This window comes from Litoribrevibacter albus (genome assembly GCF_030159995.1).
Lineage (GTDB): Bacteria > Pseudomonadota > Gammaproteobacteria > Pseudomonadales > Litoribrevibacteraceae > Litoribrevibacter > Litoribrevibacter albus.
On sequence record NZ_BSNM01000002.1, the window covers coordinates 122,955 to 147,823 of the forward strand.

The window sequence follows — 24,869 nt, forward strand, 5'->3', positions numbered from 1 at the left end:
GATTATTGATCCTTGAAATTACGACTCGTTTAATTACTCAGAACTAAGGAAGGTGTAGCGTATGGCAGAGATTGATCCTGCGGCAGTCAATGAGTATTTCAATAATGTCCAGCCATCCATCATGGGGCCCTATATGATGGATGGCTTTGGGTTTCCCAATACCGCCGGGGAATACCGTTTCAAAGAAGAGCTGAAAATAGTCGATCGACTGTTGGCTGAACGTGATCATGTACACGATTTATCGACTAACCCGCAAACAAAAACGGTAGCTCTGGACTTGGGGAGTGGTGTTGGTTTTTGGGCAGAAGCCTTTGCTGAACGTTTCTCTCAAGTGGAAGCGGTAGAAGGCAGCGCCAGTCTTTTTGAAGAGCTACAAGCCCGTTGTACTTCACTCGATAATGTTCGTGCTCATTACGCGAATGTGCTCGACTTTCAGCCTGAAAGCCCTTTTGATTTGGCGTTTTCAGGTGGTCTCCTGATGTATTTAAACGATCAGGATGTGACCTCTTTATTGCAGAAATTAAAGACACAGGCTTCGCCATCAGGCGTGGTGTTGTGTCGAGAGTCGACGGTGCGAGGAGAGTCTGTCACTAAACAAGGTGAGTACTCGGTCATTTATCGTTCGTTAGAACACTATCAGCAACTTTTCGAAGACAGTGGCTTTGTGGTCCGAACCATACAACCCAACGACCCTTATATCCTGATGCAAACCGGGTGTGAGCTGATTAAGAAATGGAAGCAACGAATCCCTGAACGGGCTCAGATGTTACCTCTGATCGGGCGAGCGACGTATTTGAGTTTACGGTTAACCAATCCTTGGGTGACCAAGATACCCAGGGCTTTGAAAGTTGATTTTCCCGTATTGGAAAACCATTTTTTCTTACTGGAACCGTCTAGGTGATAGCCCAATAACTCAATCAAGCGACGAACAACATAGATCGACAGAAATATAAAAAACGACAGAAATATACAAAACGACAGTAATATAAAGAGCCGCAGCAAGTAGAACACATATGAATTCTTCTAACTTTTTTTATCGCCTGATTTATCCCAATTTGGCGAACATAACTTCCGTTCTGGGCGTATTGCCCTTGTTTTTATTGTTTACTGAGAATGGCTTTCAATATCTGATTCCTTTGATTATTTATAACAACATCATGGACGACCTGGACGGTATTCTGGCCGCTAAATTGAACATCCGAAGTCAGTTTGGTGCGCACTTAGATAACGTCTGTGATGCCGTGGCGCATGGCATGATTGCGTTGGCGGTGGGTGTTCATTTTGGCGGTGTGGTATTGGTCGTTGCAGCATTAGCAGCAGGTGCAGCGATTTTGCGTTCAACGGCACGACTTGATCCAGCGTCTAAGGTAAAAGGCTCGCCCACCAATGAATTGATGCGGCATCTCTTATTCATCCTGCTTTTGGCTCCTTTATTAGACATTGACCCCTATTGGTTTCTGGCGTTGGCGTTTATCTGCCATGCAGTGACTATGGTGTCGAGCTTTGCCATTCCTGGGATGATTCGATCCAGAGCAAACACAGCAACTAAAGTAGTGTTAGTAAATATTGCTCTTGTGGTGGCTTGGCTGGCTTCGTCACTTACGTTAATGATTGCGTTAGCCTTCTTTTTGACGTATTTCTATGGCGTCTATCGGGGTATGACTGACGAGAGAAAGATAGTGTTGGAGTCCTGACAAGCTTCGGACGCATCTGTGAGCATTTGAGTCGCGCGGATGTGTTCAGCCGCTCTCTGGATAATCCCCCGGTTTGTTAGCTTTGTTGAGGATTAACACGTGAGTAAAACGTCTGGCTTGAATGCTGCGATTAACCAATTGGACCAAGCGTTATTTTCTGCTGTGCAGGGCATTAATATTCTGGATGCCGTCGCGCCCTTAAACTATCGACAACAGAAAGAAGAATTCTTTTCCTCAAGCTATTCCGTCAATCCTCAGTTCAACTACGCGGATCATAGTCTGGACTTGTTTCAGAAGAAGCGAGATCTGTTTAATTTACCTATTGAACAGTTAAAAGACGATGCCTTGATGAGATTGTACAGCTCAGTCATTGAATCCTACGTCGACAAACTGGACCAATACAAAGCCATTGGAACGCCAGAATTCTTGTATGACTCGCTACGTTATTTTGGTGAGCCAACTGAGAAAGACATTGATAATGCGCGCTTTATTTTGCACTTGCCGGATGATATCGATCCAAGAGCTGATGTGTTATTTGATGCGGTTGAGATCCAACAGCGATTAGAAGACTTTGCCATCCATGAAGGTTATGAATATCAAATCAAGCTGGATGAATCCCTCATCGCCAATGCCTTGGTATCCGGCTTAACGGTGAAGATTAATACCAGTGCAATGGCGTCGGAAACGGAAATCAAAGCGTTGGCGCATCATGAACTAGGGGTTCATTTGGTAACGACCTTAAATGCACGGAGTCAGCCTTTGCAGATTTTGACGCTTGGGTCGCCGGTGAATACCACCACGCAAGAAGGTCTGGCTATCTTGTGTGAGTATTTGTCGGGGTGTTTAACATTGCCTCGTCTCAAAGTCTTGGCGTTACGTGTCGTAGCCGTGCAATCCATGCTTGAAGATAAAGAGTTTAAGAAGACCTTTGCATTACTGAAAGACAAATACCTGGTCGGTGACGATTTAGCCTTTACCATTACCGCGCGGGTCTATCGTGGCGGTGGCTTCACCAAAGATTATTTGTATCTTCAGGGGTTCCACCAAATGCTGCATGCTTATGAGAATCAAAGGGATTTTACTCATTTACTGGCCGGTAAAGTCTCTTTGGAGCAACTACCGATCATTAGTCAGTTGATTGAGAAAGAGTACCTTGTTGCTCCGCAATACATTAGCCCGGCCATTGCTTCACCTGAACCGTTGGATGACGTGCATAAGTTTATTGCTCATGCCATTAAATAAGCTTGGCAGTGCTTTTGTATCTTTGCCGCAGGTTATACGTTCATTTCTGCTCATCTTCAAACAATACAGGTTGAGGCCACAGAAAAGGCTTGCCTCTTCTTACGAATGGGTATAAAAGCTACCCATAACCCAAACGTTGTGGGAAGCCCAAACCGTCAGTCCTTGATGTGCCTAAGCATCACCCCACCATGGATTGACGTTTACTTAGCCTGTCGGCTGCTCGTGAATTCTCGATCAAGAATTTGCCCGACGCTGTGCTCAAAAGATTGGTTATGTATTGTGCTCAGGTGAGGTGCTGGATACCGCTTGCCTGACATCCTTCTATTGGTCGAAAGACTCTTTGTAAAGGTGAACACTGTGGGAATGCCTAAACATGCCCTGTTGGGTGATGATAACTCGACTGATGAAACGTTATTTGCTCGTATTGCTGAAGATATTGAACAACGAGGGTTCAGTATTAACCCTGTAGCCTTGCCGCCTTATTTGAACGAAGCCTTGCTGGCTCGTGTTCATGAAATGGGGGAAGAGAAATTCTCTGGAGCGGGCATTGGCCGTGGTGAAGACTATGTACAAAGCGAGTTTGTTCGTACCGATGAAATCTGCTGGATCAATGGCGAGTCCTTGGCTGGCAAACTCTGGTTAGAATGGACTGGTAAGCTCCAACACTATCTCAATCGACGACTGTTTTTGGGCTTGTTCTCTTTTGAAAGCCACTTTGCTCACTACGGTACCGGCGACTATTACAAACGTCATTTGGATGCCTTCAAAGGGGAAGCCAACCGGGTTTTATCGGTTGTGACCTACCTGAATTCCGGCTGGACAGCGGAAGACGGCGGTGAACTCGTGTTGTATCAAGATGAACAAGATCGAGAAGGCATTAAAGTGACTCCTCTAAACGGCACCGTAGTTGTGTTTTTGAGTGAGGAATTTCCTCATGAAGTATTGCCGGCGAGCCGAGACCGATACTCGATCGCGGGATGGTATCGTGTGAATACTTCCGTTGGTAACAAAATTGACCCGCCGGTTTAATCCCTAAGGATTTGTACAGGGAAGTGCTTAGTAGACCTTGGTAACTAGGCAGGGCTTTAGATCGTCACAAGTTCGCTGAACTTTAGGCATTGAGAAAAGCATAGACAATAAGAAAGAGGCTCGAAGCCTCTTTTTTATTGTTTCGATGATCTATCGAAATGGTATTTGGTGGAGGTGACTTAGCCAAAAATCGGCTTATGAGGGTGGTGCTGGCCGGTGCAAAGTGCTTCGGGTAAGTGCGTAGTTCAGCGCTATGTCTGGCCCTTCTGCTGGTCTAGCCAGTGCCGCCCTAATGCTGTTAAGCGAAGCGCTACTGCCGTGCGTAAGCGAATACTGCCAAAACTGCTCATGCGGGAAAAATCCTCACGGGCAATCGGTATATGCTGACGATCGATAGCAAGCTGATCGTCCTCATCAAGATCCGGGTCGTGCAAGTAAAAACAAAGGCTGTCCATGCCGGTGACAACAACCCAGTGCGGCGCTTTCTTTCCATCCAATCGGTAGGTGCTGATCAACAATAGTACGGCATAATCTGATTGCAGCCATGTTTCCACTTGCTCGGCGCTCACTTCATTGTGAGTCAGCACAACACCGTGTTCGGAGCACTGCTGTTCAAACTGCTGGTGAACATGAATCAGAATCTGTTTTTTTTGCTCTGACCGCACCCCATCAACGAACAGGGGTTCATCACTGTTGACCCAGACGCAGGATTCAAAACCCCTTCGACGGGCGGCTAATGCCAGGCCAAAGGGATGGCAGCCGCCTAATCCAGAGGTCATGAAAATGGTTGTTGCTTCTCGCCAAAGGTCGAGTTCCAGGCTCTGGCTGCATTCAATATTGGCTGTCAGACTGGCCATGGCCATCATCAACGCAGCCGGGCCGCATGTGAAGTCGGTCGTTTGTGAATACCAAGGCGTAGGTCGAATTAAACCATCGCTTGTTAGCGTGCGAATCTGTTTTTGCATACGTAACGCATCGCTGTGATCTTGGTAGTAATCGTCGTACTCGCCAAAAATCCGGTAGCCATTCTGTTGATAAAGCCTGATGGCAGGCAGATTGTTCTCGGCTACTTCAAGACGCATATATAATCGTCCTCGCTCGCGAGCGACGGCTTCAAGTTTTGCCAGTAGTTCAAGGCCAAGTCCCTGTCCTCGAGCATTGGGCGATACCGCCAGTGAGTAGAGCCGCGCCAGCCGAGTACCCCGGTGACACAAGATCAGGCCATAAGCGAGTAGGCCAACTGAATTGTCATCTTCGGCAACCCATAAGTTGCTATGGTCTGCCTGAATGTAGCGGCGGAAGCTGCGTTTACTGAGTCGGTCGGAAGGAAAACAAACCTCCTCTAATTCGACCAGTTGCGTCAGGTCATCCAGTTTTGCCGGTCGTAATCGGATACAGCTCATCATAGCGCTCCTGCCATCAGGGCTCGCGTTACCACTTGCCAGGTCTTAAACAGTACAGCTTGCTGCCAGAAGGGATCGGATGGACAAAAATGTTTGATCATCGCCAGTCGATGCTGCTGATAGTGCAGATCATCCTTGGCAGGATTGGGGTGGTCGCGCCAGAACAGGTGTTCGTTGATCAGTACCTCAAACAAGGCGTCAGTACCGTAACTGCCGAATTCCAGCGTGAGGAAGCATCCCCGTTGTTGCATCAGTTGGTGCCAGCGATAATCCAGCAGCCCGAGCTTGGGAACGGAGCAAGATTCACCTGTTTGGGTTTCTGCAACTGCCGGGCCGAATAACTGTTGTGCAAAGCGTGCACCTGCAGAGCCGGCCGGATGATCAGAAATTAACTCGCCATGAGCCCAGGGACCTAAACCGGAATGTACATCGATGACCACGAGCCTACGGCCTTCCAGTTTCCAGTGCGCTATTAATTCGTCAATGACCTGGTGACTAAAACTCGCTGATTGACCGCCGTAAAAGGGGGCCCATGCACAGTGATATTGGCCACCACTGAACAGTTGATCAAAGACGGTTTGTCCCATTTCCATCGCCAATGTTGCAAGTCGTTGCTTTCGTTGATCGGTTGAGGTCAGGGCTTCAAGCACTGAGTTGTAGCGCTTGTCTGGGCTGGGCAGATCCGTGAAATCTATAAAATTGCGGTTAAGGTCAACCCCTTGCTCATTGCAGCGCCGTGCCCAGTCCATCCCCCAAGGGTTTAGACTGTGTACCAGCAACATGGCAGTGTCAGATGGCAATGACATGTCTTGCTGATCTAGCCAATGCAGCAGAAAACTCTGAACGGCGCTGCCACAGTAGCCTTCAACGCCATGAGTGGCACTGAGTATGACTACTACGGTTTCGGCATCGTGGTTGCCGATCCAGCGAGTGTCGATACTCAGCTCAGCGTGTGCAGGCAATGCCCAGCTACGCGATGAGATTTGATTCACTGAGTGGCTGGCCATTTCGAGAAATAAAGTTCGGGCTGATAAGTAGTCAGATTGAAACCAGCTTCCGACCTTGGCCGAAGACAGTGCAAGCAGATTGCTCATCGTCCTCTGGCCTCCAGCCGTCGCAGGAATTCAGCCATGATCTGCATATAGAGTTCATCACCCAGGTATTTGTCTTCTACGCCGTGATCAATGCTCGGATTGTCGTTGACCTCCAGTACGTAGGCTTGACCATTGAGTTCTTTGATATCAATACCGTACAGCCCGTTGCCGACTACCGCTGCCGCACGATGAGCCGCTTCCAGCACTTTGCGGGGCACTTCGAATGTGGGCAGAGAATCAAAACCGCCGGAGAAGTTGCGCTTCGAGCTGTGATTGTAAATCTGCCAGTGGTTACGAGCCATGTAGTATCGGCAGGCATATAAGGCCCGACCGTTGAGCATGCCGATCCGCCAGTCATAGTCAGTAAACATGTACTCTTGAGCGAGCACCAGCGCACTCTCTTCAAGCAGGTTCGTCAGTACTTGTTGTAGCTGAGGGCGATCCTTAATCTTAAATACGCCACGAGAGAAAGATCCCTCCGGCATTTTCAGAATCAGTGGATAGCCGAAGTTGGTTTCAAGCTGATCCAGTGTAGTAGGCTCTGTATCGCTGATAAAAACAGTTTTAAGACTGGGCACCTGCTTGTAGTTGAACGCGTCATGCAAAAATACCTTGTTGCAGCAGCGTAAAATGGAGTCTGGGTCATCCATTACGACGAGTCCGCGTTTTTCTGCCGCGCAGGCCAAGCGGTAGGTTATGTGATCAATGGCTGTGGTTTCACGCAAAAACAGAGCGTCGTAACGATCAATATCGTGAAGATCTGCCGCTGTTACCAGGTTAACCTGAATGCCATGCTTGTCACCGGCTTTAACAAATCGTGACAAAGCCCCGCGATTACTAGGCGGTACTTGCTCCTCCGGATTGACCAGAATCGCCATTTCCCAACGATGATTCTTACGACCGCCTTTTTTGCGCCAGCGCTGTACGTCGTAACGGTCAAATACGTCTCGGCAGAACTGATGCTGAAGATCGGATAGCTCCATCCAGATCGGTCGTTTGATGGTGATGCGTGCGCCGGTCTGATCAGGTAGCACATGCAATGTCAGTAGTGGTGATGGGTATTCCTGAAAAATACTGGAAGCCAGTTTTTGATAGAGGCTGTTTTGTACCTCACCCATGCAGACCAGTATTTCCAGTTCATCGCCTTCAAGGCTATCTGCACTGGCGAGTGTTTCATTGACCCAAAATTCCTCTGCTGCCTCATTATTCAGGGCGTTGATCGTTTTAATACTCGGCAATACCTGATGCTGACGTGCTTCGGCCAGCAGTGAGCAATAATAGCCCTGACTCAGATAGCGGTCAGTATCACAAAGATTTATAACGCGCAGCTTCGTTTGATTGCGTTTTGGGTAGTCATTTAGATAGGTGGCAAAGGTAACTGTATTATTCGAGGCCAGCGTCAGCGCAGCCTCGTGATCCACCACGAACAGGGTTTTTTCCATCGATGTTGCTGAGATAAGGGGGGGTTCGAGTTACGGAGTGAGCACTCTACGTGGAAGATAGCCTGGGCCCCGGAGAAACGGCTATTCTGATATCGTATATACGCCTAAATAATGAGAATGACAATATTTAAATTGACCCTGGAATGTCAGAATATTTTGAATGCTGTTCATCATCAGATAACTGAAGGGTGAACTCAGCGTTTAACGCCTCGGAATCGGTCCGATAGGCTCGGAGTTCTCTTTTCTTAAGCTTTCTCTATGTGTACCGTTTTGTGTGCAAAAATGTGTACCATTTAAATAAAACCCGTGCTTCTTGTGGAAAACTACTCACTATTCAAATGGTTACATTGATTGGCGGTAATTATTAGTTTGAAAAGCCGTTGGCAGATGAGTGAAGCGACACTGGAGCGATGGCGGTCGGAGGGAATAGGCCCGATTTACGTGAAACTGGGCGGCCAAGTCAGGTACAGACGAAAGGATGTGCTGGAATATGAGAGTTACTTGAGAAAGAGTACGTTTGAAGCTGTTTGAGAGCTCATAGAGGGAGCTCGCATTAATCCGCATTTTCTTCTGAGAATAAAATTGCGGGTAATTAAAAAGCCCTAACGGTCGATGAGGACTCATTAGGGCTTAAAAGTTTGGTGGAGGTGGCGGGAGTCGAACCTTTCGAATTGCTAATCATAACAATGCCTTATGATTTCCTTGTGCCGTACTTGTGACAAATACTAGCATCTTAAGCTGTTTTTTCAATGCAGTCGGCGATAGATATATGTGTGTTTCACTACGTTCAACATACATATATCTATTCGCTCGCCTGATCTTGTCGAGAATATTCTAAATTGGCTTTCCATTCGCCAACAATTTGAGCGCATAGGTTTGATACAGCAAAGCCTCTCCGTTTAGCTTCCTGTTCCAAAAATTCACCAACCTCAGTATCTACTTTTACAGGAATTCTGATATTTCGTAATTTTTGCTTGTCGTTCATGTAGTAATCCCAGACTAAAAAAATAGGCTTCTTATTGTTTAGTTCAGCCGACGTCCATCTATCGTAATTAGTGAGAATATAGTCAAACTTAATGCTCCTTAACAGCTCAGTAAAGATGAGTTCATCAATGGAGGATTCAAACGTTGATCTTTCAATGGGGTTCATTAACGTAGATCGGAACTCAACTGTTTGACGGTAGTGCTTGCCAATTTCGTAGATCATTTCTATAAGAAATCCTGTCACATCATCTTCATTGTGCCTACGAGCCGTATCAAAGATTTCTTGTACTTCCAACTTATATCGGCGCATGATGATTCCGGCACGTCTTCTCTTATCCACAATTAAGCTCCTGAGAAATCCATCGGGCGTAGTTTCGATAAGTTTGTGAAGGATTCGAGTGGCCGAGTTGATTAGCTACCCAAAGAGGGCTTTTACCCTGAGTTAACATCATAGATGCAAAGGTATGGCGGGTTTGGTATGGCTCTCGATACTGGATGCCTGCGGTTTTTAAAGCAGGTGTCCAAATTCGTTTTCTTATTATTTGGTCGTTGAGTTTAGGCTCATTGCTTCTGGGGTCATGAAAAATTCTTTTCCCGAAGCTTTTTGTATATTCTTTTTGCTGTTGGAGTGCTTCAAATGCTTCATCGGTCAGCCAAAGGGTTCTTTGGCCGGAAGAGGTCTTAGTCGTCTTTTCATGATTTCTTACAATGGCTCTTCTCACATGAAGGCACTTCTTTTGTTCTTCGAAGTCTTTCCATTCCAAACCAATCAGCTCAGAAGTACGAAGGCCCGACCAAAATGCAAATTGAATCAGATTCTTTGCTTGGCTATCCAGGGCAGAAAGAATCTTTGAAATTTCATCTTGTGAAAAAGGTTGTGGTTCCCGAGTACGCTTGGGAAGGTTTTTAACCCTGTCCATAGGGTTCTTATCTATCAATTCTTCGCAGTAAGCTTCTGTCATTGTTTGACGTAATGGAGTAAGCACGTTGTTGATACGCTTAGGGGATAGATCAACAAGGGTGGTAATCCAGTCATTGACTTGTGCGGCGGTAAGTTTATCAAGGGTGATTCTGCCGAATTGAGGAATCAGATGATAATAAACAGCGCTGTTGTAATCCCGTAATGTGCTTGGGGCGCAACGTCTTTCAGCACGTTTCAACCAGCCTTTTAAAGCTACTTCAATTGTTTGATGAGCTGCTAACTTATCGGAAAACAATCGTGCTTTTGGACTTTCCGGAAAGTGCTCAAGATAATCAAACTTATCCAAGGCAATTTCATAAAGGATTGCGTCACGCTTACGCGACGCAAATGCTAAATTTTCTTTTGTGGGTTTGAGCTTTAGAGTTTCACGGCATCGGACACCTTTGTAGGTGAAATCGATCAAGATACTACCACCACGTGGCCTTATGCCTTTTTGCCTTCTATCCATTCGTACACTTCCTTTACGTTAATGAATATTCGGCCATTAGGGGCTTTGACCCAATGGACATCTTGACGAAAGTAGCCTTTCTTTTTGAGTGCTCTAATAGATTCTTCGGATAGGCCTGTAAGCTCTGAACACTTTTGGATGGTGATGTATTTCATTATTGCCAATCCTCATTGTTTAAGAACTTTGTGAGAGGATCGGAAGGATCTCCAAAATCTAACAGCCTTCGTGGTCTATCAGTAAAGTCTACGACGACATGAGTGATTCTAGGAAACTTGTCATAAATGGAACCGAAAAAACTCTCTACCTTATTATCCGTGTCTAAATTACTAATGAGTTTTGAAGGAACTTGAAGCCAAATCTCAATCTCAATGTGTTTTTTTGAATCTTTAACTTTCTGAGTGAAATGTTTGACAATCTCTTTATAGGCATCTTTTGGATTAGTGGCCAAAGTCTTTACATAAGACTTTCGAGTATGAAACATTCCTTTGTTAGCTTCATTAATCAACTGGTCTGGTAGGGATCGAATAAAAGCATCTAGCTCTGGATCATTGTCGGAATTAAAGGGGTTGTTATTTCGCTCGGAATTTAGAACATCGTTCCATGAGTCAAATTGTTTTGTTTTTGCAATTTGTTCTAAGGCTTTCTTGAGAGGAATGTTATCTCTTTTTGATAACTTTTTAGCATCTCTCTTCCAGATCTGAATATCGGAAGAAGAAGGAATTTTGGGAGTCATATACCATTCTCTTTACAATAGACAGACACCGCCCGCTAATGCCAATCTACTGACAGAACGATATAATTAAGTGGATATTGCTGCACTCAGCTTTTGCGGGCGTAAAGGCACATATCTGGCACCTGACCCCAAATCTAAAATATCAAGTATCTGATGTCAATAATGGTTTATGATCGGTGAGTTGAAAGAAAAGCTTCTGATGTTTCTCATTAATAAGTTTAAGAAGTCTCCCTCCATTATCGTCAGGAATTAGTTCTGCCAGTTCAGTGTAATCCTGAATGACATCCCATAGCTTAGATTTGAAATCCTCAGTCATTATCTTCTTCCTCAATCAAAAGGGTGGTTTTGGCGTAAAGCTCAGACTTAGTAAATTGCTCAATCTTGTCGATGAATTTTACGATCACTTCCAGCTCACCATTGAGGTCTACAAACCCCGAAATAACTCCGATTTTGGTGATATCTAACTGGCCAGGCTCTTTTTCTTTTCTAAGCAAGGTTCTGTACATCAGGCTCTTTGCTTCTTCTATATCAAATTGATTCTCAAACATATCATTCACTATTAGTCTTAAATTATTTGCAGCCATTTTGCTTACCTCTGGGGTCTTTTATCGTCGTCTTTTTTCATCTGAGAACGTGGTCTTTAAGTCGGAGTACAGTTATTGACACGAGTCCAAGGTAGGGCGGCTAGGTGGTGCGCAGGTATGCGCATTCCACCTATTGCCGCTCCTACTTTTCCTATCAATGGTTGCCCTGAATTGAAAACAGGTTTGTCAGAGAAAATCTGAGGATCAGAATAATTACTTATCAAACCTGTTCTCATTTCAGCGCTGGTTTTTGTAGAAATCTTTTCCATCGTCCATTGAAAGAGTCTTGTTTTGATTTTTTCTCCTTTATGAAGAAGTCCACTTATTAGGCCTTTGGGTGTGTCTCCGTATTTGGAGGTGTTTAGAGATTGGATTTCTCCGGTATTCACATCAAAGGACACTGGTTCGTCTTGATGCTCATAAAAGGGTTGTATAGGTCTGTCTTTCTTTGGGAGGGTAGGTCCGCCCATAGTCATGACATAAGCTGCCCAATCTCCAGCATCAGCAGCAAGACGGGCTTCTTCAAGTTTACCCGTCTGTTCATCTCTCAAGCGTCTAAGCTCTCGCCAGACAGTAACACTAGGGCCTCCAATCTGCTGAAATTGCCTGATTCCCCATATACTAGCCCATGCTTGAATACGTTCAGCTGAGTTCTTGGCATTCAAATCGTAAAGGTCTTTTTCTATGTGCTTACCGTCAACATTTTTTGATATATATTTACTGACATATGCTGTAGCGCTTCCCTTTTCAGGGTCGATATCTATTACTTGAAACCTATGTTTTGCTGCACCTGGTTCATTTCCATCAGTCTTTAATGAATAGCTCCGCATTGTTTTGATCACTTTAGAGACATGCTCTTTTTTCATGAAAAGAAGCATATGCCAATGAGGTGTGCCATCGTGATGGGGTTCAGAAACTCTAAAACCGTATACTTGGATTTCTTGCCTGCTAAGAGACGATCTGATCAATGACCAAATATGGCCTAAGTATTTATTAGCCTGTTTAGGCGTTGTGTCATCATAGTTAGGGTTCCGTTTCCCTCTACTAATTGCATGCATTCTTGAAGGGCAAGTTATGGTAATGAATTCAGATGCGTGACCGTATTGTTCCGCAATCATTTCAAAGCCTTTGATTCTAGTCATTAGCTCTGCACGTCTAATAGATGGATTTGAAACGGACGAGTCAAAAAGATCTGCTAATGAGAATTGTTGGCCGAATTGATTTATGGCGCGATGATTTTCTAAGTGTTCTCTGTTTCTTCGTTGCTGTTGTTGGTGCAATTCATAGCCATAATGGCTGCAATATGCTGTTTTAGACTTTTGAACTAAGGCTAGATCTCTGGCTAAAGCTTCAATTGCTCGTACTTTAGAATTTCTTATTTTCTTTAACCACCACCCTTTGTCCTTCATTCTATTTATGCAGCTATTGATGGTTTGATGAGTCGTGATCTCTGGTTCGCTTATTTGGTATTTATTGGCTATTGCTTTACAGCGTTCGTATACCTGCTCTCTATTAGAGTTCAAGTCAGCATCTATTAAACAACAAATGTGAGATTGCTTATGTGCAAAAAGGGTGAGCTGTTGGTCGTCCCAGGAAAGATTTAGGTCTTTAATTGACAGTCGTTTATCTATATCAATTAAAGCAAGATTCGCTTCTCGAACACTTTTTTGTTCGGCTTTCTTTAGGTAGTGGTGTGCAAGAGTAGAGCATAAATATTCATATTTTGTGAATATCCGCTCTCTAAATTGATGGCATTCATGAGTGCCTAACTCTTTAGTAAGAGATATTGCTTTAAAGACTGGGGAGAAAGGTTGTGACGGGCTTGTGCCGAAATTGTGCCCCAATGGGGACATATCTAGACCAACAGAGACCGACCCATTAGTTTGGGTGGTGTCTCTAGAGGCTAGGTATTTAGCGGGATTAGTTGGTCTAGAGTGGTCTAGACCATCCTGCAATTTGGTGGAGGTGGCGGGAGTCGAACCCGCGTCCGCGAGCACTCCGCTCTCGGTACTACATGCTTAGTCACTTCTATTGGATTAACCCGTACCGACCCGAAGGACAGGGTGGATGGGGCGAGCTTACTTAAATTGTCGGCCTAGACACGTAAGCATTGCTGTCGGCGTATCCTATGAAAGATGACACCGGTCTGTGAAGCATAGGCACTTAAAACACAGGCAGTGCTAGCGGGCTTAAGCCGCTAGAGCGTAGTTGTCTTCGTTTGCAACTATAAAAACGGTAAACGTTGATTTACGAGATCGTATACCCCTCTCGACATGCACCTAAAGTTTCGTCGCCAACGTCGAAGCCAAGTCACCCCCGAATTCGATGTATAAGCTGATAATCACTTAGATAGAGCTATTATATGGGCGAATTTTGGTAATCCAACCTTTTATTTAATAAATAGCGATAAATCTTTCATAACCGCTTAATGTTGCTTCATTATGCGTTCTTTTTGTTTGTTCCAATCGCGCTCTTTTTCAGCCGCACGTTTGTCGTGTAGCTTTTTACCGGTCACTGTCGCAATTTCTGCTTTGACTTTATTGCCTTTCCAATAAAGTGCGAGACACACACAGGTATTACCTTCGTTTGCCGTATGTCGGAATAATTTAGCAATTTCTTTTTTATTCAGCAGCAATTTACGCTCACGACGAGGCTCTGCAACTACGTGAGTACAGGCTTGTGTTAGCGGAGTGATATGAGCACCTAATAGCCAAACTTCGCCATTATGAATTTGCACAAAAGAGTCAACAAGCTGGACCTTGCCCGCCCGTATGCTCTTAATTTCCCAACCGAGAAGTGCGACACCAGCCTCGAATTTTTCATCGATGGTGTAATCGTGACGTGCTTTCTTATTAAGTGCGATTGTGGATGAACCACTGGGTAATTTTTTCTTCTTTGCCATGAGTCGGGATTATAGGGCTAAATCAATTTATTTCCTATGGCTACAAACTGATATTTGGGTTTATTGTTTAGTGTGGGTAGAATAGCTCCCAATTTTGGGGCTAAGCCTGTTTTGGGGGAGACGAAACTGGTTTGGCTGAGTAGAAAGTTAAATCTTGGATGAAAAGATATATGGCTAATAATAATGAATCCATACATGGTTCCTGGCGAAACCGCTGGACCTTTATTCTCGCAGCAACAGGTTCGGCCGTTGGTTTAGGTAATATTTGGAAGTTTCCTTATATTACAGGTGAGTATGGTGGTGGCGCCTTCGTTTTAGTTTATTTGATGTGTATTGCGTTGGTTGGTATTCCTGTAATGATGGCTGAGGTCGCGATGGGGCGTCGCGGTCGTCAAAGTCCGATCAACTCTATGAAGGCTTTGGTGTCTGAGGCGAAAGCAGGCCCAGGTTGGAAGTTGATTGGTTGGATGGGCGCGCTTGCAGGCTTTCTGATTTTATCTTTCTATTCTGTCGTTGCTGGTTGGTCGTTGTCTTATGTTTTAAAGATGGCAACAGGCGTGTTTACTGAAGTGGATCAAACCGTTGCCGGTGATCAGTTTAATGGTTTGTTGGCTGACCCAAGTATGTTGATGGTATGGCATACGATTTTTATGATCCTTACCGTGGGTGTTGTGATTCGTGGTGTGAACAAAGGGATTGAGTCAACAATCACTGTATTGATGCCTTTATTGTTTGTTCTTCTAGTGATTCTGATTGGTTATGGTGCGAGCAAAGGTGACATTATGTCTGCCGTAGATTTCATGTTCGCAGCTGATTTCAGCAAGTTGTCAATGGAAGCAGTTTTGGTTGCTCTTGGTCATTCATTCTTTACTTTGAGTTTGGGCATGGGCGCGATTATGGCTTACGGTTCGTATATGCCTCGTAATGCATCTATTGCTTCAACGGTATTTACTGTTGCTGGCCTGGATACGTTGGTTGCTCTGTTAGCCGGTTTGGCAATTTTCCCTATCGTATTTGCAAACGGCCTTGAGCCTTCTGCTGGCCCTGGTTTGATGTTTGTAACCTTGCCGTTTACTTTTGGTCAGATGCCTGGTGGTCAGTTCTTTGGTGCATTGTTCTTCATCTTGGTGGCGTTTGCTGCATGGAGTTCTGCAATTTCATTGATTGAGCCGGCAACGGCATGGGCTGTGGAACGCTTTAAAGTGTCACGTGCTAAGGCGTGTACACTTATCGGTGTGATTATTTGGGCGTTAGGTATCGGAAGCGTACTGTCTTTCAATGACTGGTCTGAATTCCACTTGTTGCCAGGTAAAACAATTTTCGACACATTTGACTTCATGACAGCTAATGTAATGTTGCCGTTGGGTGGTCTATTGATTGCGCTGTTTGTTGGTTTTGGTATGAAGTATCACCACGCATACAACGAAATGAACATGAAGAACGCAGGTCTATTTAACTTGTGGTACATCGTTCTTCGTTTTGTAACTCCGGTTGCGATCGCGATTGTATTTATCAATGGTCTATTGCCTGAGTGTTCATTTAATGCAGAGCTACTGAATGCGGAAACAGGTGAATGTGGTAACTCAGTCTTTATGACGCCTCGCTTCATTGGTGGTGTAATTTTGGCTGTTACCTACATTGGAATCATTGTTAAGTCTCTTCAAAAGCCATCTCGTGGTTTGAGTAGCTAAGAACTGAGAACTTTATTGTGGCAGTAATTGAACGAAGCGCGCTGGTTTTACACAGCGCGCGCCAGATGTTTGATTTGGTGAATGATGTTATCCATTACCCGTCTTTCCTTCCTTGGTGTGATGGGGTGGAGATTCATTCTCAGTCCGAAGAAGAAGTGGTTGCTTCTTTAAATATCAACAAAGGTGGAGTGAAGCAGCGTTTCACAACCTGTAATCAGTTGATAGAAGGACATCGTATCGAAATGCGGTTAGTGGATGGGCCTTTTTCTAGTCTGTCGGGTGCATGGGGTTTCAAAGCGTTAAATGAGACCGCATGCAAGGTCAGCCTGGATCTTCATTTTGAAGTGTCGGGTTCGCTTACTAACATCGCCGTAGGAAAGGTGTTTCAACAGGTGGCGAATGCCATGGTTGATGCATTTGTAAAACGTGCAGGAGAGGTTTATGGCGCATAAAATTCAAGTGGAAGTAGCCTATGCTACGCCTGAGTCTCAGGTGATCTTGCCTGTGTCAGTCGATGAAGGTGCTTCTTTGTACGATGCGGTTGTACATTCCGGTATTGTTCATCAGTTTCCTGAAATCGATCCTGAAACTGTGCCTATGGGTATTTACGGTAAGGCGGTACGAAAACCAAAAGAACAGGCATTGCAGGATGGCGAGCGTGTTGAGATTTATCGTCCGTTGAAGATCGATCCTAAGGCGGCCCGAGCTAACCGTGCTGCAAAGGCAAAGGCCAAGAAGGCACTGGAATCCTGATAGTTCTTACTCTATACATAAAAAGGCGTTTAAGAATTCTTAAGCGCCTTTTTTATATGTGAGCAGAAATTGTTTAATTAGAAGGCGGGTTTGGTGATGTCTGTTTTTTGATAGTGAGTCATCTTACCATCCTCGAAGAAAACACGAACTGAGTAGGCTGTACGTTCTTCATAGCCTGGTTTCTCACTGTGATAGTAATCCCACTGATTCGGGTGGAATGGGTCTTTGATGACAGGAGTGCCAAGTACGAACTGGACTTGTTTTTCAGTCATTCCAGGCTTTAACAGTGCTAAAGATTCATCTTCTATAATGTTGCCTTGCTGAATTGTTAGCTTGAACACATTGAGAGAAGAGCAGCCAGATAGTAGACTGAACGTCGACAAAATAGAAATAAGTAGTAAAATCGTTCTCATTTTAACTTGATACATTGCCTTAACATTTGGGCTTCCGATATTAACCATAGATTTCTGAGATTACAAAGATTATGGCGTCTGAAAATAACGAATTACGCAAAGCGGGCTTAAAAGTAACGTTACCACGAGTGAAAATCCTTCAGATTTTAGAAGGATCAGGTAGCCGCCATATGAGCGCAGAAGATGTTTATAAGTCTTTGATTGAAGCAGGAGAAGATGTTGGGTTGGCAACGGTTTATCGCGTGTTAACTCAATTTGAGTCAGCAGGTTTAGTGGTGCGTCATAACTTTGATGGTGGTCATGCTGTGTTTGAATTGGCCAAAGGTGAGCACCACGATCACATGGTTAACCTTGAGAGTGGTGAAGTGGTTGAGTTTTTCAATGAAGATATTGAAAAGCTACAGCATGAAATTGCTGAGAAGCATGGCTTTGAGTTGATCGATCACAGCTTGGTACTTTATGTTCGTAAGAAATAGTATCTGGTAGCTAGAATGCTAAAAAGCCGCATCTCATCAGATGCGGCTTTTTTATGGGATGTGCTATTTGTATTGGTCAGAATTGGTAGCTTAGTTACACCAGCATTTCTTCAGCAAGTTGTAATGTGGCGTCTGTCATTTGTTGTCCGCCCATCATTCTGGCAATTTCCTTGATTCTTCCTTCTCTGTTCAACGGCAGCATTTGCGTTGAAGTGGCTTCGTTGGTCAATGTTTTGCTGGCTTTAAGGTGTTGGTCGCCTTGAGCTGCAACTTGAGCTTGGTGTGTAACAGAAATAACCTGTCCGTTGCTACCAATGGTTTTAAGTAATTCGCCAACAATTTCGGCGGTCGCACCACCAATTCCTACATCAACTTCGTCAAAAACAAGGGTTGGTATCTGGCTTCTTGACGCGTTGACGACTTGAATGGCAAGACTTATTCGAGAAAGCTCACCGCCCGAAGCAACTTTTGCTAGGGATTGATAAGGCTGGCCCGGGTTTGAACTGACTTCAAACTCTACATAATCCATGCCGGCTGAGGAGGCTTTGTTTTCCTCCAATGCATCAATTCTTGTTTTGAACTTACAGTGGTTCATCCCTAAGCGAGCTAGTTGGGTTGTGATGCATTGATCAAATTCTTGTGCGGCCGAAACTCTCAAGTCGTGAAGCTCAGTTGCCAGTGACAGGTAGAGTGATCTGGTTTCTGTCTCTCTGGCTTGAAGGGTTTCCAGTGACAGATCGCTCTCTAGCAGTTGGCTTAATTCTTCTGCAACCTGCTGATGAACAGAGGGAATTTCATCGGGATTGATTCTGTGCTTTCGTGCCAGATCATGAATGTCGGTAAGTCGTTGGTTTAAAATGCTTAACTGTTCCGGATTTATTTCCAGTGTTTCATGGTAGCTAAGTACTTCATTGGATGCTTCTTCAATATTGATTAACGCCTGAGCGTACAGCTCTTTTGCTGAAACAAGGCTTGGGTGTTGATCGTCGATATGGTCAGTCAGGCTTGAAATCTGTCGAAGTAAATCTCTGGCGCTTGTGGAGGCTGGGCCACTTTCACCGTTGGTTAATTCATAGACTTGATAGCTTTGTTGCTTGAGCTCTTCCGCTTGGGATAAACGGTGGTGTTCCTGTTCTATCTGCTCTAATTCTCCTTCTTGAAGGTTTAAAGTATCGAGTTCTTCGAGCTGATAGGTTAAGAGTTGCTTCTTGTCATTGAGTTCGTCTTGTTGACTGGCTAGCTGATCCAGTTGTTTTTTCGTCGCTTGCCACTGTTTAAATGCTTGTTGCGTTTCAAGTAAATGCGACTTATGAGCACCGAAGTTATCAAGCATATGAATATGTGCGTGTGCTTGCATTAATGTTTGATGGGCGTGTTGGCTGTGTATTTCTACCAGTTGTTCGCCAAGGGTTCTTAGCTTGCTGATAGGACTGGGGCGGCCATTAATGTAGCCTCGGGAACGTCCTTCTTTCGTGATGACGCGACGAATGACACATTGGTCTTCATCATCAAGATCTTCTTGAATGAGCCATTGTTGGACTTCAGGGAGATGATGGATATCAAAACAGGCTGATATTTCTGCTTTTTCTGCGCCGTATTTTACAACTCCTGAATCCGCTCGATCACCAGAGGCCATACAGAGTGCATCAAGCATGATTGATTTACCTGCGCCTGTTTCACCGGTAATTACGGTGAGCCCGTTTTCAAGTTGTAGTTCAATGTGATCTGCGATAGCGAAGTTGTGTACAGACAGGGATTGAAGCATGGCTTTGGCCTCATAATTATCATTTCTGGTTATTTATACAGTAAAAATACTGTATATCAAGTGTTTTTGTACAGTATTTGTTCTGTTTTTTAAGCAAGTGTTGGGGTGAGTAAGGTGTTTTAGAAGAAAAAATGGCTTTTTCTTTGATGAAAGCTTGAACTTTTTCAATTCATCCTTATTAAGCGAGTAATTCAAATTTTGATAGAACGAATAAATCTTTGTTGGAGTGATAACTGATGTCTCAAGTGGATCAGCCAGAAGAACAGTTGAATGAAACAGTGAATGAGTCCGTTGAATCTATTGATTCAACTGAAGAGCAGCTAGTAGCAGATGCAGAACAGGTCGATGTAGCTGCGCTACAAGCTGAATTGGAACAAGCAAAAGCTGAGTTGGCTGAAGTACGGGATGCATCTTTGCGTGTTCAGGCGGAAATGCAGAATGTACGTCGCCGAGCAGAACAGGATGTGGAAAAGGCTCATAAGTTTGGCATCGAAAAGATGGCAAAAGAGTTGTTGGACGTTGCTGATAACCTGGATCGTGCACTTCAGGCATCTGAATCAGAGAAAGATCAAGAAGTGATCAAACCTCTGTTTGAAGGTGTTGCGATGACTCGCGATGGTCTGGCTCAAATGATGGCTAAGTTTAAGATCGAAGCTGTTGATCCTATGGGTGAGTCTTTTAATCCGGAATTGCATCAGGCGATGTCTATGATTGAGCAGCCGGATGTGGCTGCTAATACAGTCATTGCTGTTATGCAGAAGGGATATACCTTGAGTGATCGTCTTCTTCGTCCGGCGATGGTTGTGGTAGCCAAAGGTGGTAAACCACAGGTGGATACGGAAGCTTAATTTCTCTTCAAAAATGGTGAAATTTTTACTTTTTAAGGGTTGAAACGCAGAAAAGCGTCCTTATTAAGTTAGCAAGCAAAGAATTATGACCGATAGACGGTCACAGTAAGAATTACGGAGTTAAAAGCTATGGGTAAAGTTATCGGTATTGACTTGGGTACTACCAACTCATGTGTGGCTGTTCTAGATGGTGAAGCACCAAAAGTTCTAGAAAACGCTGAAGGCGGTCGTACTACACCATCAATCATTGCATACACTGAGGATGGTGAAATTTTGGTAGGTCAGTCGGCTAAGCGTCAGGCTGTTACAAACCCTGATAACACATTGTATGGTGTTAAGCGTCTTATCGGTCGTAAGTTTGATGAGAAGGCTCTTCAGGATACGCTTAAGCATTTCGCGTTTAAAGTTGAGAAAGCGGACAACGGTGATGCTTGGGTAAACGTTAAAGGTGAGAAGAAAGCACCACCTCAAATTTCTGCAGAAGTTCTTAAGAAAATGAAGAAAACTGCAGAAGACTTCTTGGGTGAGCCAGTCACTGAAGCGGTAATCACTGTTCCTGCATATTTCAATGACTCTCAGCGTCAGGCTACGAAAGATGCTGGTCGTATTGCTGGTCTTGAAGTAAAACGTATCATCAACGAGCCAACTGCTGCAGCTCTAGCCTATGGTATGGACAAGAAGCGCGGTGACTCTGTAATCGCGGTTTATGACTTGGGTGGTGGTACGTTCGATATCTCCATTATTGAGATTGCTGAGGTTGATGGCGAGCACCAGTTTGAAGTGTTGGCGACCAACGGTAACACTGCACTGGGTGGTGAAGACTTTGATGAGCGCTTGATTGAGTATTTGGCTGCAGAGTTTAAGAAAGACACTGGTATTGATCTTCATAATGATCCACTAGCTGTTCAGCGTCTTAAAGAAGCGGCTGAGAAGGCAAAAGTTGAGTTGTCTAGCAGTCAGCAGACAGATGTTAACTTGCCATACATCACTGCAGATGCAACAGGTCCTAAGCACCTTAATGTAAAAGTAACTCGTGCGAAACTTGAGTCTTTGGTTGAAGATCTGGTTAAAGAAACAATCGAGCCAGTTCGTATCGCATTGCAAGATGCTGGTCTTAAAACATCAGAGATCGATGATGTGATCCTGGTTGGTGGTCAGACTCGTATGCCAATGGTTCAACAGGCGGTAACTGAATTCTTCGGTAAAGAGCCTCGTAAAGATGTGAACCCAGACGAAGCGGTTGCAGTAGGTGCATCAATTCAGGGTGGTGTTCTTTCTGGTCACGTTAAAGACGTACTTCTTTTGGATGTAACGCCTCTAACGCTTGGTATCGAAACCATGGGTGGTGTATCAACGCCATTGATTGAGAAAAATACTACGATCCCAACGCGTAAGTCTCAGGTGTTCTCGACTGCGGAAGATAATCAGTCAGCGGTAACGATTCATGTTCTTCAGGGTGAGCGTAAGCAAGCGTCTTTGAACAAGTCTCTAGGTCGTTTCGACTTGGCAGACATTCCACCGTCGGCTCGTGGTATTCCTCAGATTGAGGTGACATTCGATATTGATGCGAACGGTATCTTGAATGTATCGGCGAAAGACAAGGCGACTGGTAAAGAACAGTCCATCGTGATTAAAGCCTCTTCTGGTCTTTCTGATGATGAGATCGATGCAATGGTTCAGGACGCTGAGTCTCACGCAGAAGAAGACCGCAAGTTTGAAGAATTGGTTCAAACACGTAACACCGCAGACGGTCTTGTTCACGCTTCTCGTAAAATGATCGATGAAGCGGGTGATAAGGCGACAGCTGATGAGAAAGAAGCTATCGAAAAAGCCATCTCTGAATTAGAAGAAGCAGTTAAAAATACTGAATCTACTAAAGAAGATTTGGACGCTAAGATCGAAGCGCTATCTCAAGTGTCTCAGGGTTTGACTCAGAAGATGTATGCTGAGCAAGCACAAGCTGCGGAAGGTCAGCCAGAAGCAGATGATGCAGCGGCAGGCGATGATGTTGTAGATGCTGAGTTCGAAGAAGTAAAAGACGACAAGAAGTAATTCTTGATCGATAAAAGCCTGCCAAGCTCTGAGTTTGATATATTTTATCAAATGGGGGAGTTCGGCGGGCTTTTTCGTAGGTTGGTTTGTTTAAGAGAGTGACCTGCAGAAATATGGGCCTGAAAAGGTGTGTTCTGCGTTTGTTTATAGGTTATCGAAACTCGTTACATAGGTAAGTTAGGGTTATGTCGAAGCGAGATTATTACGAGGTTTTGGGTGTTTCTAAGGATGTGTCAGAGCGTGACCTGAAGAAAGCCTTTCGCCGTATGGCGATGAAGTACCATCCGGATAAAAACCCGGATGATGCGGAAGCAGAATCCAAGTTTAAAGAAGTTAACGAGGCATATGAGGTATTGTCTAACGCCGAGAAGCGTCAGGCGTATGATCGTTTTGGGCATGCCGGTGTGGATCCAAGCCAAGGTGGCGGTGGATTTGGTGGTGGCGGTGCCAACTTCAGTGATATCTTTGGGGATGTATTTGGTGACATCTTTGGTGGTGCTGGAGGTGGCGGTGGTCGTACACGTGCTCGCCGTGGTGCTGATTTGCGTTATCCGCTGGATCTTGACCTGGAAGAAGCGGTTCGTGGTGTCACAAAAGAAATTAAGATTCGCACTCAGGTAAATTGTAAAACCTGTGACGGTTCTGGGGCTAAGAAAGGCTCGACGCCGGAAACTTGTGGTACCTGTAAGGGTGCTGGTCAAGTTCGTATGTCGCAAGGTTTCTTCTCGATTCAGCAAACCTGTCCTTCATGTCATGGTTCTGGTCAGATCATTAAAGATCCATGCGGTGACTGTCATGGTCAGGGTGTAACGCAGGAAACCAAAACCTTATCGGTTAAAATCCCGGCGGGCGTGGATACGGGAGATCGTATTCGTCTTGCGGGTGAAGGTGAAGCGGGAACTCATGGTGGGCCAGCGGGTGATTTGTATGTTCAGGTAGAAGTGCGTGAACACCCAATCTTCCAACGTGATGGTCGTCATTTATACTGTGATGTTCCGATTAGCTTTACTGATGCAGCCTTGGGTGGTGAGCTTGAAGTTCCAACTCTGGATGGTCGAGTAAAACTGAAGATTCCGGCAGAAACTCAAACCGGCAAACTGTTCCGCTTGCGTGGAAAAGGTGTGAGTTCTGTTCGTGGTGGTGGGCCAGGTGACTTGATGTGTCGTGTGGTGGTTGAAACGCCAGTGAATTTAACCAAGCGTCAGAAGGAGCTGTTAGAAGAGTTTCAGCAGACCTTGGATGGCGATGATGGTAAGGATCAGTCGCCACAAAAGAGCTCTTGGTTTGAGGGTGTGAAGAATTTCTTCGAAGATATGAAGTTCTAAATTTGCGTCCCAAGAAACATTAAACGCTGACCTTCGGGTTGGCGTTTTTGTTTCTGAAGCGTATATGTGTTGTCGAGAATGTGTTGGTTTTGTTTTAGAATGCTGCGCATTGCACATGTTTGGATTGAACTATAAGTGGAGATTGCTGTGGTTAAGGTAGGTATTGTTGGCGCGAATGGCCGTATGGGTAAAACTCTGATTGAAGCGGTTGTTCAGGCGGAAGGTGTTGAATTGGCTGCTGCAGTAGTTCATCCAGAAAGTTCTTTGATCGGTGCTGATGCTGGTGAGATTGCTGGTGTTGGAAAGTTAGGTGTGACTGCTCAGGATAATCTTGCTGCTGTAGTTAATGATTTTGATGTACTGATTGATTTCACTAGCATTGAAATGACATTGGATAATATTGAGCAGTGCCGAGCAGCTGGTAAGTCGATTGTTATTGGGACGACTGGTTTTAATGATGAGCAGAAGGCTCAATTAAATGCGGCGGCAAATGATATTCCTGTGGTATTTGCCCCGAACATGAGTGTAGGTGTTAACTTGTGTTTGAAATTGTTGGAAATGACTGCTCGTGTTATTGGGGATGATACCGACATTGAAATTATCGAAGCGCATCATCGCCATAAAGTGGATGCGCCTTCTGGTACAGCCGTGCGTATGGGTGAAGTGATTGCGGATACATTGGGGCGCGATCTGAAAGAGTGTGCCGTGTATGGCCGTGAAGGTCAGGAAGGTCCGCGTAAAAAAGATACCATCGGTTTTGAAACGATTCGTGCCGGGGATATTGTGGGAGATCATACGGTTATGTTTGCGACGGATGGTGAACGAGTAGAGATTACTCACAAAGCAAGCAGTCGAATGACGTTTGCTAAAGGTGCGGTTCGTGCGGCTAAATGGTTGGGTGGTAAATCTGCGGGCATGTATGACATGCAAGATGTGTTGGATTTAAACGCTATCTGATTGAGTTAAAAGTAATCTTTTAAAAAGCTGAAAAATCTTAATGACATAGTTG

Annotated in this window: 25 protein-coding genes and 1 other RNA gene; 13 read left to right on the top strand and 13 right to left on the bottom strand. The window is 44.8% G+C overall.

The annotated features are described in order from the left end of the window. The first annotated feature begins 61 nt into the window (after positions 1-61). The 4 genes from QQL66_RS00690 (at position 62) to QQL66_RS00705 (ending at position 3,965) form a co-directional block, all read left to right on the top strand. On the top strand, positions 62-901 hold the full coding sequence (locus tag QQL66_RS00690) for a class I SAM-dependent methyltransferase (protein WP_284377566.1): 840 nt from the start codon (positions 62-64) through the stop codon (positions 899-901). A gap of 112 nt (positions 902-1,013) precedes the next feature. After that, positions 1,014-1,694, top strand: a complete 681-nt coding sequence (locus QQL66_RS00695; RefSeq protein WP_284377570.1) for a CDP-alcohol phosphatidyltransferase family protein — start codon at positions 1,014-1,016, stop codon at positions 1,692-1,694. A 99-nt stretch (positions 1,695-1,793) separates the two neighbouring features. Further along, entirely contained in the window at positions 1,794-2,936 is a 1,143-nt protein-coding gene (locus QQL66_RS00700; RefSeq protein WP_284377573.1) for a flavohemoglobin expression-modulating QEGLA motif protein, read from the top strand. Positions 2,937-3,299: 363 nt separating this feature from the next. Then, positions 3,300-3,965 (top strand): 2OG-Fe(II) oxygenase, encoded by a 666-nt coding sequence (locus tag QQL66_RS00705; RefSeq protein ID WP_284377575.1) that lies wholly within the window; start codon positions 3,300-3,302, stop codon positions 3,963-3,965. 251 nt (positions 3,966-4,216) lie between these two features. Here QQL66_RS00705 and QQL66_RS00710 read toward each other — a convergent pair whose 3' ends face one another. The 3 genes from QQL66_RS00710 to QQL66_RS00720 are packed head-to-tail and all read right to left on the bottom strand — an operon-like array spanning position 4,217 to position 7,904. Continuing rightward, positions 4,217-5,371, bottom strand: coding sequence for a GNAT family N-acetyltransferase/peptidase C39 family protein (locus QQL66_RS00710; RefSeq protein WP_284377577.1), 1,155 nt, complete (start codon positions 5,369-5,371; stop codon positions 4,217-4,219). Beyond that, entirely contained in the window at positions 5,368-6,462 is a 1,095-nt protein-coding gene (locus tag QQL66_RS00715) for a DUF2817 domain-containing protein (RefSeq protein ID WP_284377579.1), read from the bottom strand. The genes QQL66_RS00710 and QQL66_RS00715 overlap by 4 nt, the downstream gene beginning before the upstream one ends. Beyond that, positions 6,459-7,904, bottom strand: coding sequence for a RimK family ATP-grasp domain-containing protein (locus QQL66_RS00720; protein WP_284377583.1), 1,446 nt, complete (start codon positions 7,902-7,904; stop codon positions 6,459-6,461). The genes QQL66_RS00715 and QQL66_RS00720 overlap by 4 nt, the downstream gene beginning before the upstream one ends. Positions 7,905-8,291: 387 nt before the next feature. Between QQL66_RS00720 and QQL66_RS21205 the strand changes: the two genes are divergently transcribed. Continuing rightward, on the top strand, positions 8,292-8,435 hold the full coding sequence (locus QQL66_RS21205) for a helix-turn-helix transcriptional regulator (RefSeq protein WP_348524829.1): 144 nt from the start codon (positions 8,292-8,294) through the stop codon (positions 8,433-8,435). Positions 8,436-8,706: 271 nt separating this feature from the next. Here the strand turns inward: QQL66_RS21205 and QQL66_RS00725 are convergent, their stop codons facing one another. The 8 genes from QQL66_RS00725 to smpB form a co-directional block, all read right to left on the bottom strand. Continuing rightward, on the bottom strand, positions 8,707-9,228 hold the full coding sequence (locus QQL66_RS00725; RefSeq protein ID WP_284377585.1) for a hypothetical protein: 522 nt from the start codon (positions 9,226-9,228) through the stop codon (positions 8,707-8,709). Beyond that, a complete protein-coding gene (locus QQL66_RS00730; RefSeq protein WP_284377587.1) occupies positions 9,221-10,318 on the bottom strand; it encodes a site-specific integrase in 1,098 nt (365 codons plus the stop codon). Before QQL66_RS00730 ends, QQL66_RS00725 begins: the two co-directional genes overlap by 8 nt. Next, positions 10,294-10,473, bottom strand: a complete 180-nt coding sequence (locus tag QQL66_RS21275) for a helix-turn-helix transcriptional regulator (protein WP_489146131.1) — start codon at positions 10,471-10,473, stop codon at positions 10,294-10,296. Before QQL66_RS21275 ends, QQL66_RS00730 begins: the two co-directional genes overlap by 25 nt. Next, positions 10,473-11,051 carry a hypothetical protein gene (locus QQL66_RS00735; protein ID WP_284377589.1) on the bottom strand — a complete coding sequence of 193 codons (579 nt, stop codon included), beginning with the start codon at positions 11,049-11,051 and terminating at the stop codon, positions 10,473-10,475. Before QQL66_RS00735 ends, QQL66_RS21275 begins: the two co-directional genes overlap by 1 nt. A gap of 308 nt (positions 11,052-11,359) precedes the next feature. Beyond that, positions 11,360-11,635 (bottom strand): hypothetical protein, encoded by a 276-nt coding sequence (locus QQL66_RS00740; protein WP_284377590.1) that lies wholly within the window; start codon positions 11,633-11,635, stop codon positions 11,360-11,362. Positions 11,636-11,691: 56 nt separating this feature from the next. Continuing rightward, positions 11,692-13,488: a replication endonuclease gene (locus QQL66_RS00745; RefSeq protein WP_284377594.1), complete on the bottom strand. Its 1,797-nt coding sequence runs from the start codon at positions 13,486-13,488 to the stop codon at positions 11,692-11,694. Between the two features lie 104 nt (positions 13,489-13,592). After that, positions 13,593-13,953, bottom strand: a transfer-messenger RNA (tmRNA) gene (ssrA, locus tag QQL66_RS00750). Positions 13,954-14,060: 107 nt separating this feature from the next. Then, positions 14,061-14,537, bottom strand: coding sequence for an SsrA-binding protein SmpB (gene smpB / locus QQL66_RS00755; RefSeq protein ID WP_284377596.1), 477 nt, complete (start codon positions 14,535-14,537; stop codon positions 14,061-14,063). A gap of 170 nt (positions 14,538-14,707) precedes the next feature. Between smpB and QQL66_RS00760 the strand changes: the two genes are divergently transcribed. From QQL66_RS00760 to QQL66_RS00770, 3 genes are read left to right on the top strand one after another with little or no spacing between them, the layout of a single operon-like run. Further along, the gene (locus tag QQL66_RS00760; protein WP_284377598.1) at positions 14,708-16,228 is read left to right on the top strand and encodes a sodium-dependent transporter; all 1,521 of its coding nucleotides are present in this window, start codon (positions 14,708-14,710) and stop codon (positions 16,226-16,228) included. Positions 16,229-16,245: 17 nt separating this feature from the next. After that, complete coding sequence (locus QQL66_RS00765) at positions 16,246-16,680, top strand: type II toxin-antitoxin system RatA family toxin (protein ID WP_284377600.1); 435 nt, start codon at positions 16,246-16,248, stop codon at positions 16,678-16,680. Next, positions 16,670-16,981 (top strand): RnfH family protein, encoded by a 312-nt coding sequence (locus tag QQL66_RS00770; protein ID WP_284377602.1) that lies wholly within the window; start codon positions 16,670-16,672, stop codon positions 16,979-16,981. Before QQL66_RS00765 ends, QQL66_RS00770 begins: the two co-directional genes overlap by 11 nt. A 77-nt stretch (positions 16,982-17,058) precedes the next feature. Here the strand turns inward: QQL66_RS00770 and QQL66_RS00775 are convergent, their stop codons facing one another. Next, on the bottom strand, positions 17,059-17,409 hold the full coding sequence (locus tag QQL66_RS00775) for an outer membrane protein assembly factor BamE (protein ID WP_284377604.1): 351 nt from the start codon (positions 17,407-17,409) through the stop codon (positions 17,059-17,061). A 56-nt stretch (positions 17,410-17,465) separates the two neighbouring features. On the opposite strand from QQL66_RS00775, the gene fur reads away from it, so the two are divergent. Further along, on the top strand, positions 17,466-17,870 hold the full coding sequence (gene fur, locus QQL66_RS00780) for a ferric iron uptake transcriptional regulator (RefSeq protein ID WP_284377606.1): 405 nt from the start codon (positions 17,466-17,468) through the stop codon (positions 17,868-17,870). Between the two features lie 94 nt (positions 17,871-17,964). On the opposite strand, the gene recN is transcribed toward fur, so the two are convergent. Then, the gene (recN, locus tag QQL66_RS00785; RefSeq protein WP_284377608.1) at positions 17,965-19,635 is read right to left on the bottom strand and encodes a DNA repair protein RecN; all 1,671 of its coding nucleotides are present in this window, start codon (positions 19,633-19,635) and stop codon (positions 17,965-17,967) included. Between the two features lie 236 nt (positions 19,636-19,871). On the opposite strand from recN, the gene grpE reads away from it, so the two are divergent. From grpE to dapB, 4 genes are all read left to right on the top strand, one after another. After that, a complete protein-coding gene (gene grpE, locus QQL66_RS00790; protein WP_284377611.1) occupies positions 19,872-20,483 on the top strand; it encodes a nucleotide exchange factor GrpE in 612 nt (203 codons plus the stop codon). A gap of 129 nt (positions 20,484-20,612) precedes the next feature. Beyond that, positions 20,613-22,535 carry a molecular chaperone DnaK gene (gene dnaK / locus QQL66_RS00795; RefSeq protein WP_284377613.1) on the top strand — a complete coding sequence of 641 codons (1,923 nt, stop codon included), beginning with the start codon at positions 20,613-20,615 and terminating at the stop codon, positions 22,533-22,535. A gap of 185 nt (positions 22,536-22,720) precedes the next feature. After that, a complete protein-coding gene (dnaJ, locus tag QQL66_RS00800) occupies positions 22,721-23,860 on the top strand; it encodes a molecular chaperone DnaJ (protein ID WP_284377615.1) in 1,140 nt (379 codons plus the stop codon). 147 nt (positions 23,861-24,007) lie between these two features. Continuing rightward, positions 24,008-24,817 (top strand): 4-hydroxy-tetrahydrodipicolinate reductase, encoded by an 810-nt coding sequence (gene dapB, locus QQL66_RS00805; RefSeq protein WP_284377618.1) that lies wholly within the window; start codon positions 24,008-24,010, stop codon positions 24,815-24,817. Positions 24,818-24,869 lie beyond the last annotated feature (52 nt).

Coding starts and splice junctions, on each gene's coding strand:
- QQL66_RS00715 (WP_284377579.1), bottom strand. CDS start 6,462: ATGAGCAATCTGCTTGCACTGTCTTCGGCCAAGGTCGGAAGCTGGTTT.
- QQL66_RS00745 (WP_284377594.1), bottom strand. CDS start 13,488: ATGTCCCCATTGGGGCACAATTTCGGCACAAGCCCGTCACAACCTTTC.
- fur (WP_284377606.1), top strand. CDS start 17,466: ATGGCGTCTGAAAATAACGAATTACGCAAAGCGGGCTTAAAAGTAACG.
- recN (WP_284377608.1), bottom strand. CDS start 19,635: ATGCTTCAATCCCTGTCTGTACACAACTTCGCTATCGCAGATCACATT.
- QQL66_RS00695 (WP_284377570.1), top strand. CDS start 1,014: ATGAATTCTTCTAACTTTTTTTATCGCCTGATTTATCCCAATTTGGCG.
- QQL66_RS00740 (WP_284377590.1), bottom strand. CDS start 11,635: ATGGCTGCAAATAATTTAAGACTAATAGTGAATGATATGTTTGAGAAT.
- QQL66_RS21275 (WP_489146131.1), bottom strand. CDS start 10,473: ATGAAATACATCACCATCCAAAAGTGTTCAGAGCTTACAGGCCTATCC.
- smpB (WP_284377596.1), bottom strand. CDS start 14,537: ATGGCAAAGAAGAAAAAATTACCCAGTGGTTCATCCACAATCGCACTT.
- dnaJ (WP_284377615.1), top strand. CDS start 22,721: ATGTCGAAGCGAGATTATTACGAGGTTTTGGGTGTTTCTAAGGATGTG.
- QQL66_RS00690 (WP_284377566.1), top strand. CDS start 62: ATGGCAGAGATTGATCCTGCGGCAGTCAATGAGTATTTCAATAATGTC.
- QQL66_RS00710 (WP_284377577.1), bottom strand. CDS start 5,371: ATGATGAGCTGTATCCGATTACGACCGGCAAAACTGGATGACCTGACG.
- QQL66_RS21205 (WP_348524829.1), top strand. CDS start 8,292: ATGAGTGAAGCGACACTGGAGCGATGGCGGTCGGAGGGAATAGGCCCG.
- QQL66_RS00705 (WP_284377575.1), top strand. CDS start 3,300: ATGCCTAAACATGCCCTGTTGGGTGATGATAACTCGACTGATGAAACG.
- QQL66_RS00730 (WP_284377587.1), bottom strand. CDS start 10,318: ATGGATAGAAGGCAAAAAGGCATAAGGCCACGTGGTGGTAGTATCTTG.
- QQL66_RS00775 (WP_284377604.1), bottom strand. CDS start 17,409: ATGTATCAAGTTAAAATGAGAACGATTTTACTACTTATTTCTATTTTG.
- QQL66_RS00770 (WP_284377602.1), top strand. CDS start 16,670: ATGGCGCATAAAATTCAAGTGGAAGTAGCCTATGCTACGCCTGAGTCT.
- QQL66_RS00735 (WP_284377589.1), bottom strand. CDS start 11,051: ATGACTCCCAAAATTCCTTCTTCTTCCGATATTCAGATCTGGAAGAGA.
- QQL66_RS00720 (WP_284377583.1), bottom strand. CDS start 7,904: ATGGAAAAAACCCTGTTCGTGGTGGATCACGAGGCTGCGCTGACGCTG.
- grpE (WP_284377611.1), top strand. CDS start 19,872: ATGTCTCAAGTGGATCAGCCAGAAGAACAGTTGAATGAAACAGTGAAT.
- QQL66_RS00760 (WP_284377598.1), top strand. CDS start 14,708: ATGGCTAATAATAATGAATCCATACATGGTTCCTGGCGAAACCGCTGG.
- dnaK (WP_284377613.1), top strand. CDS start 20,613: ATGGGTAAAGTTATCGGTATTGACTTGGGTACTACCAACTCATGTGTG.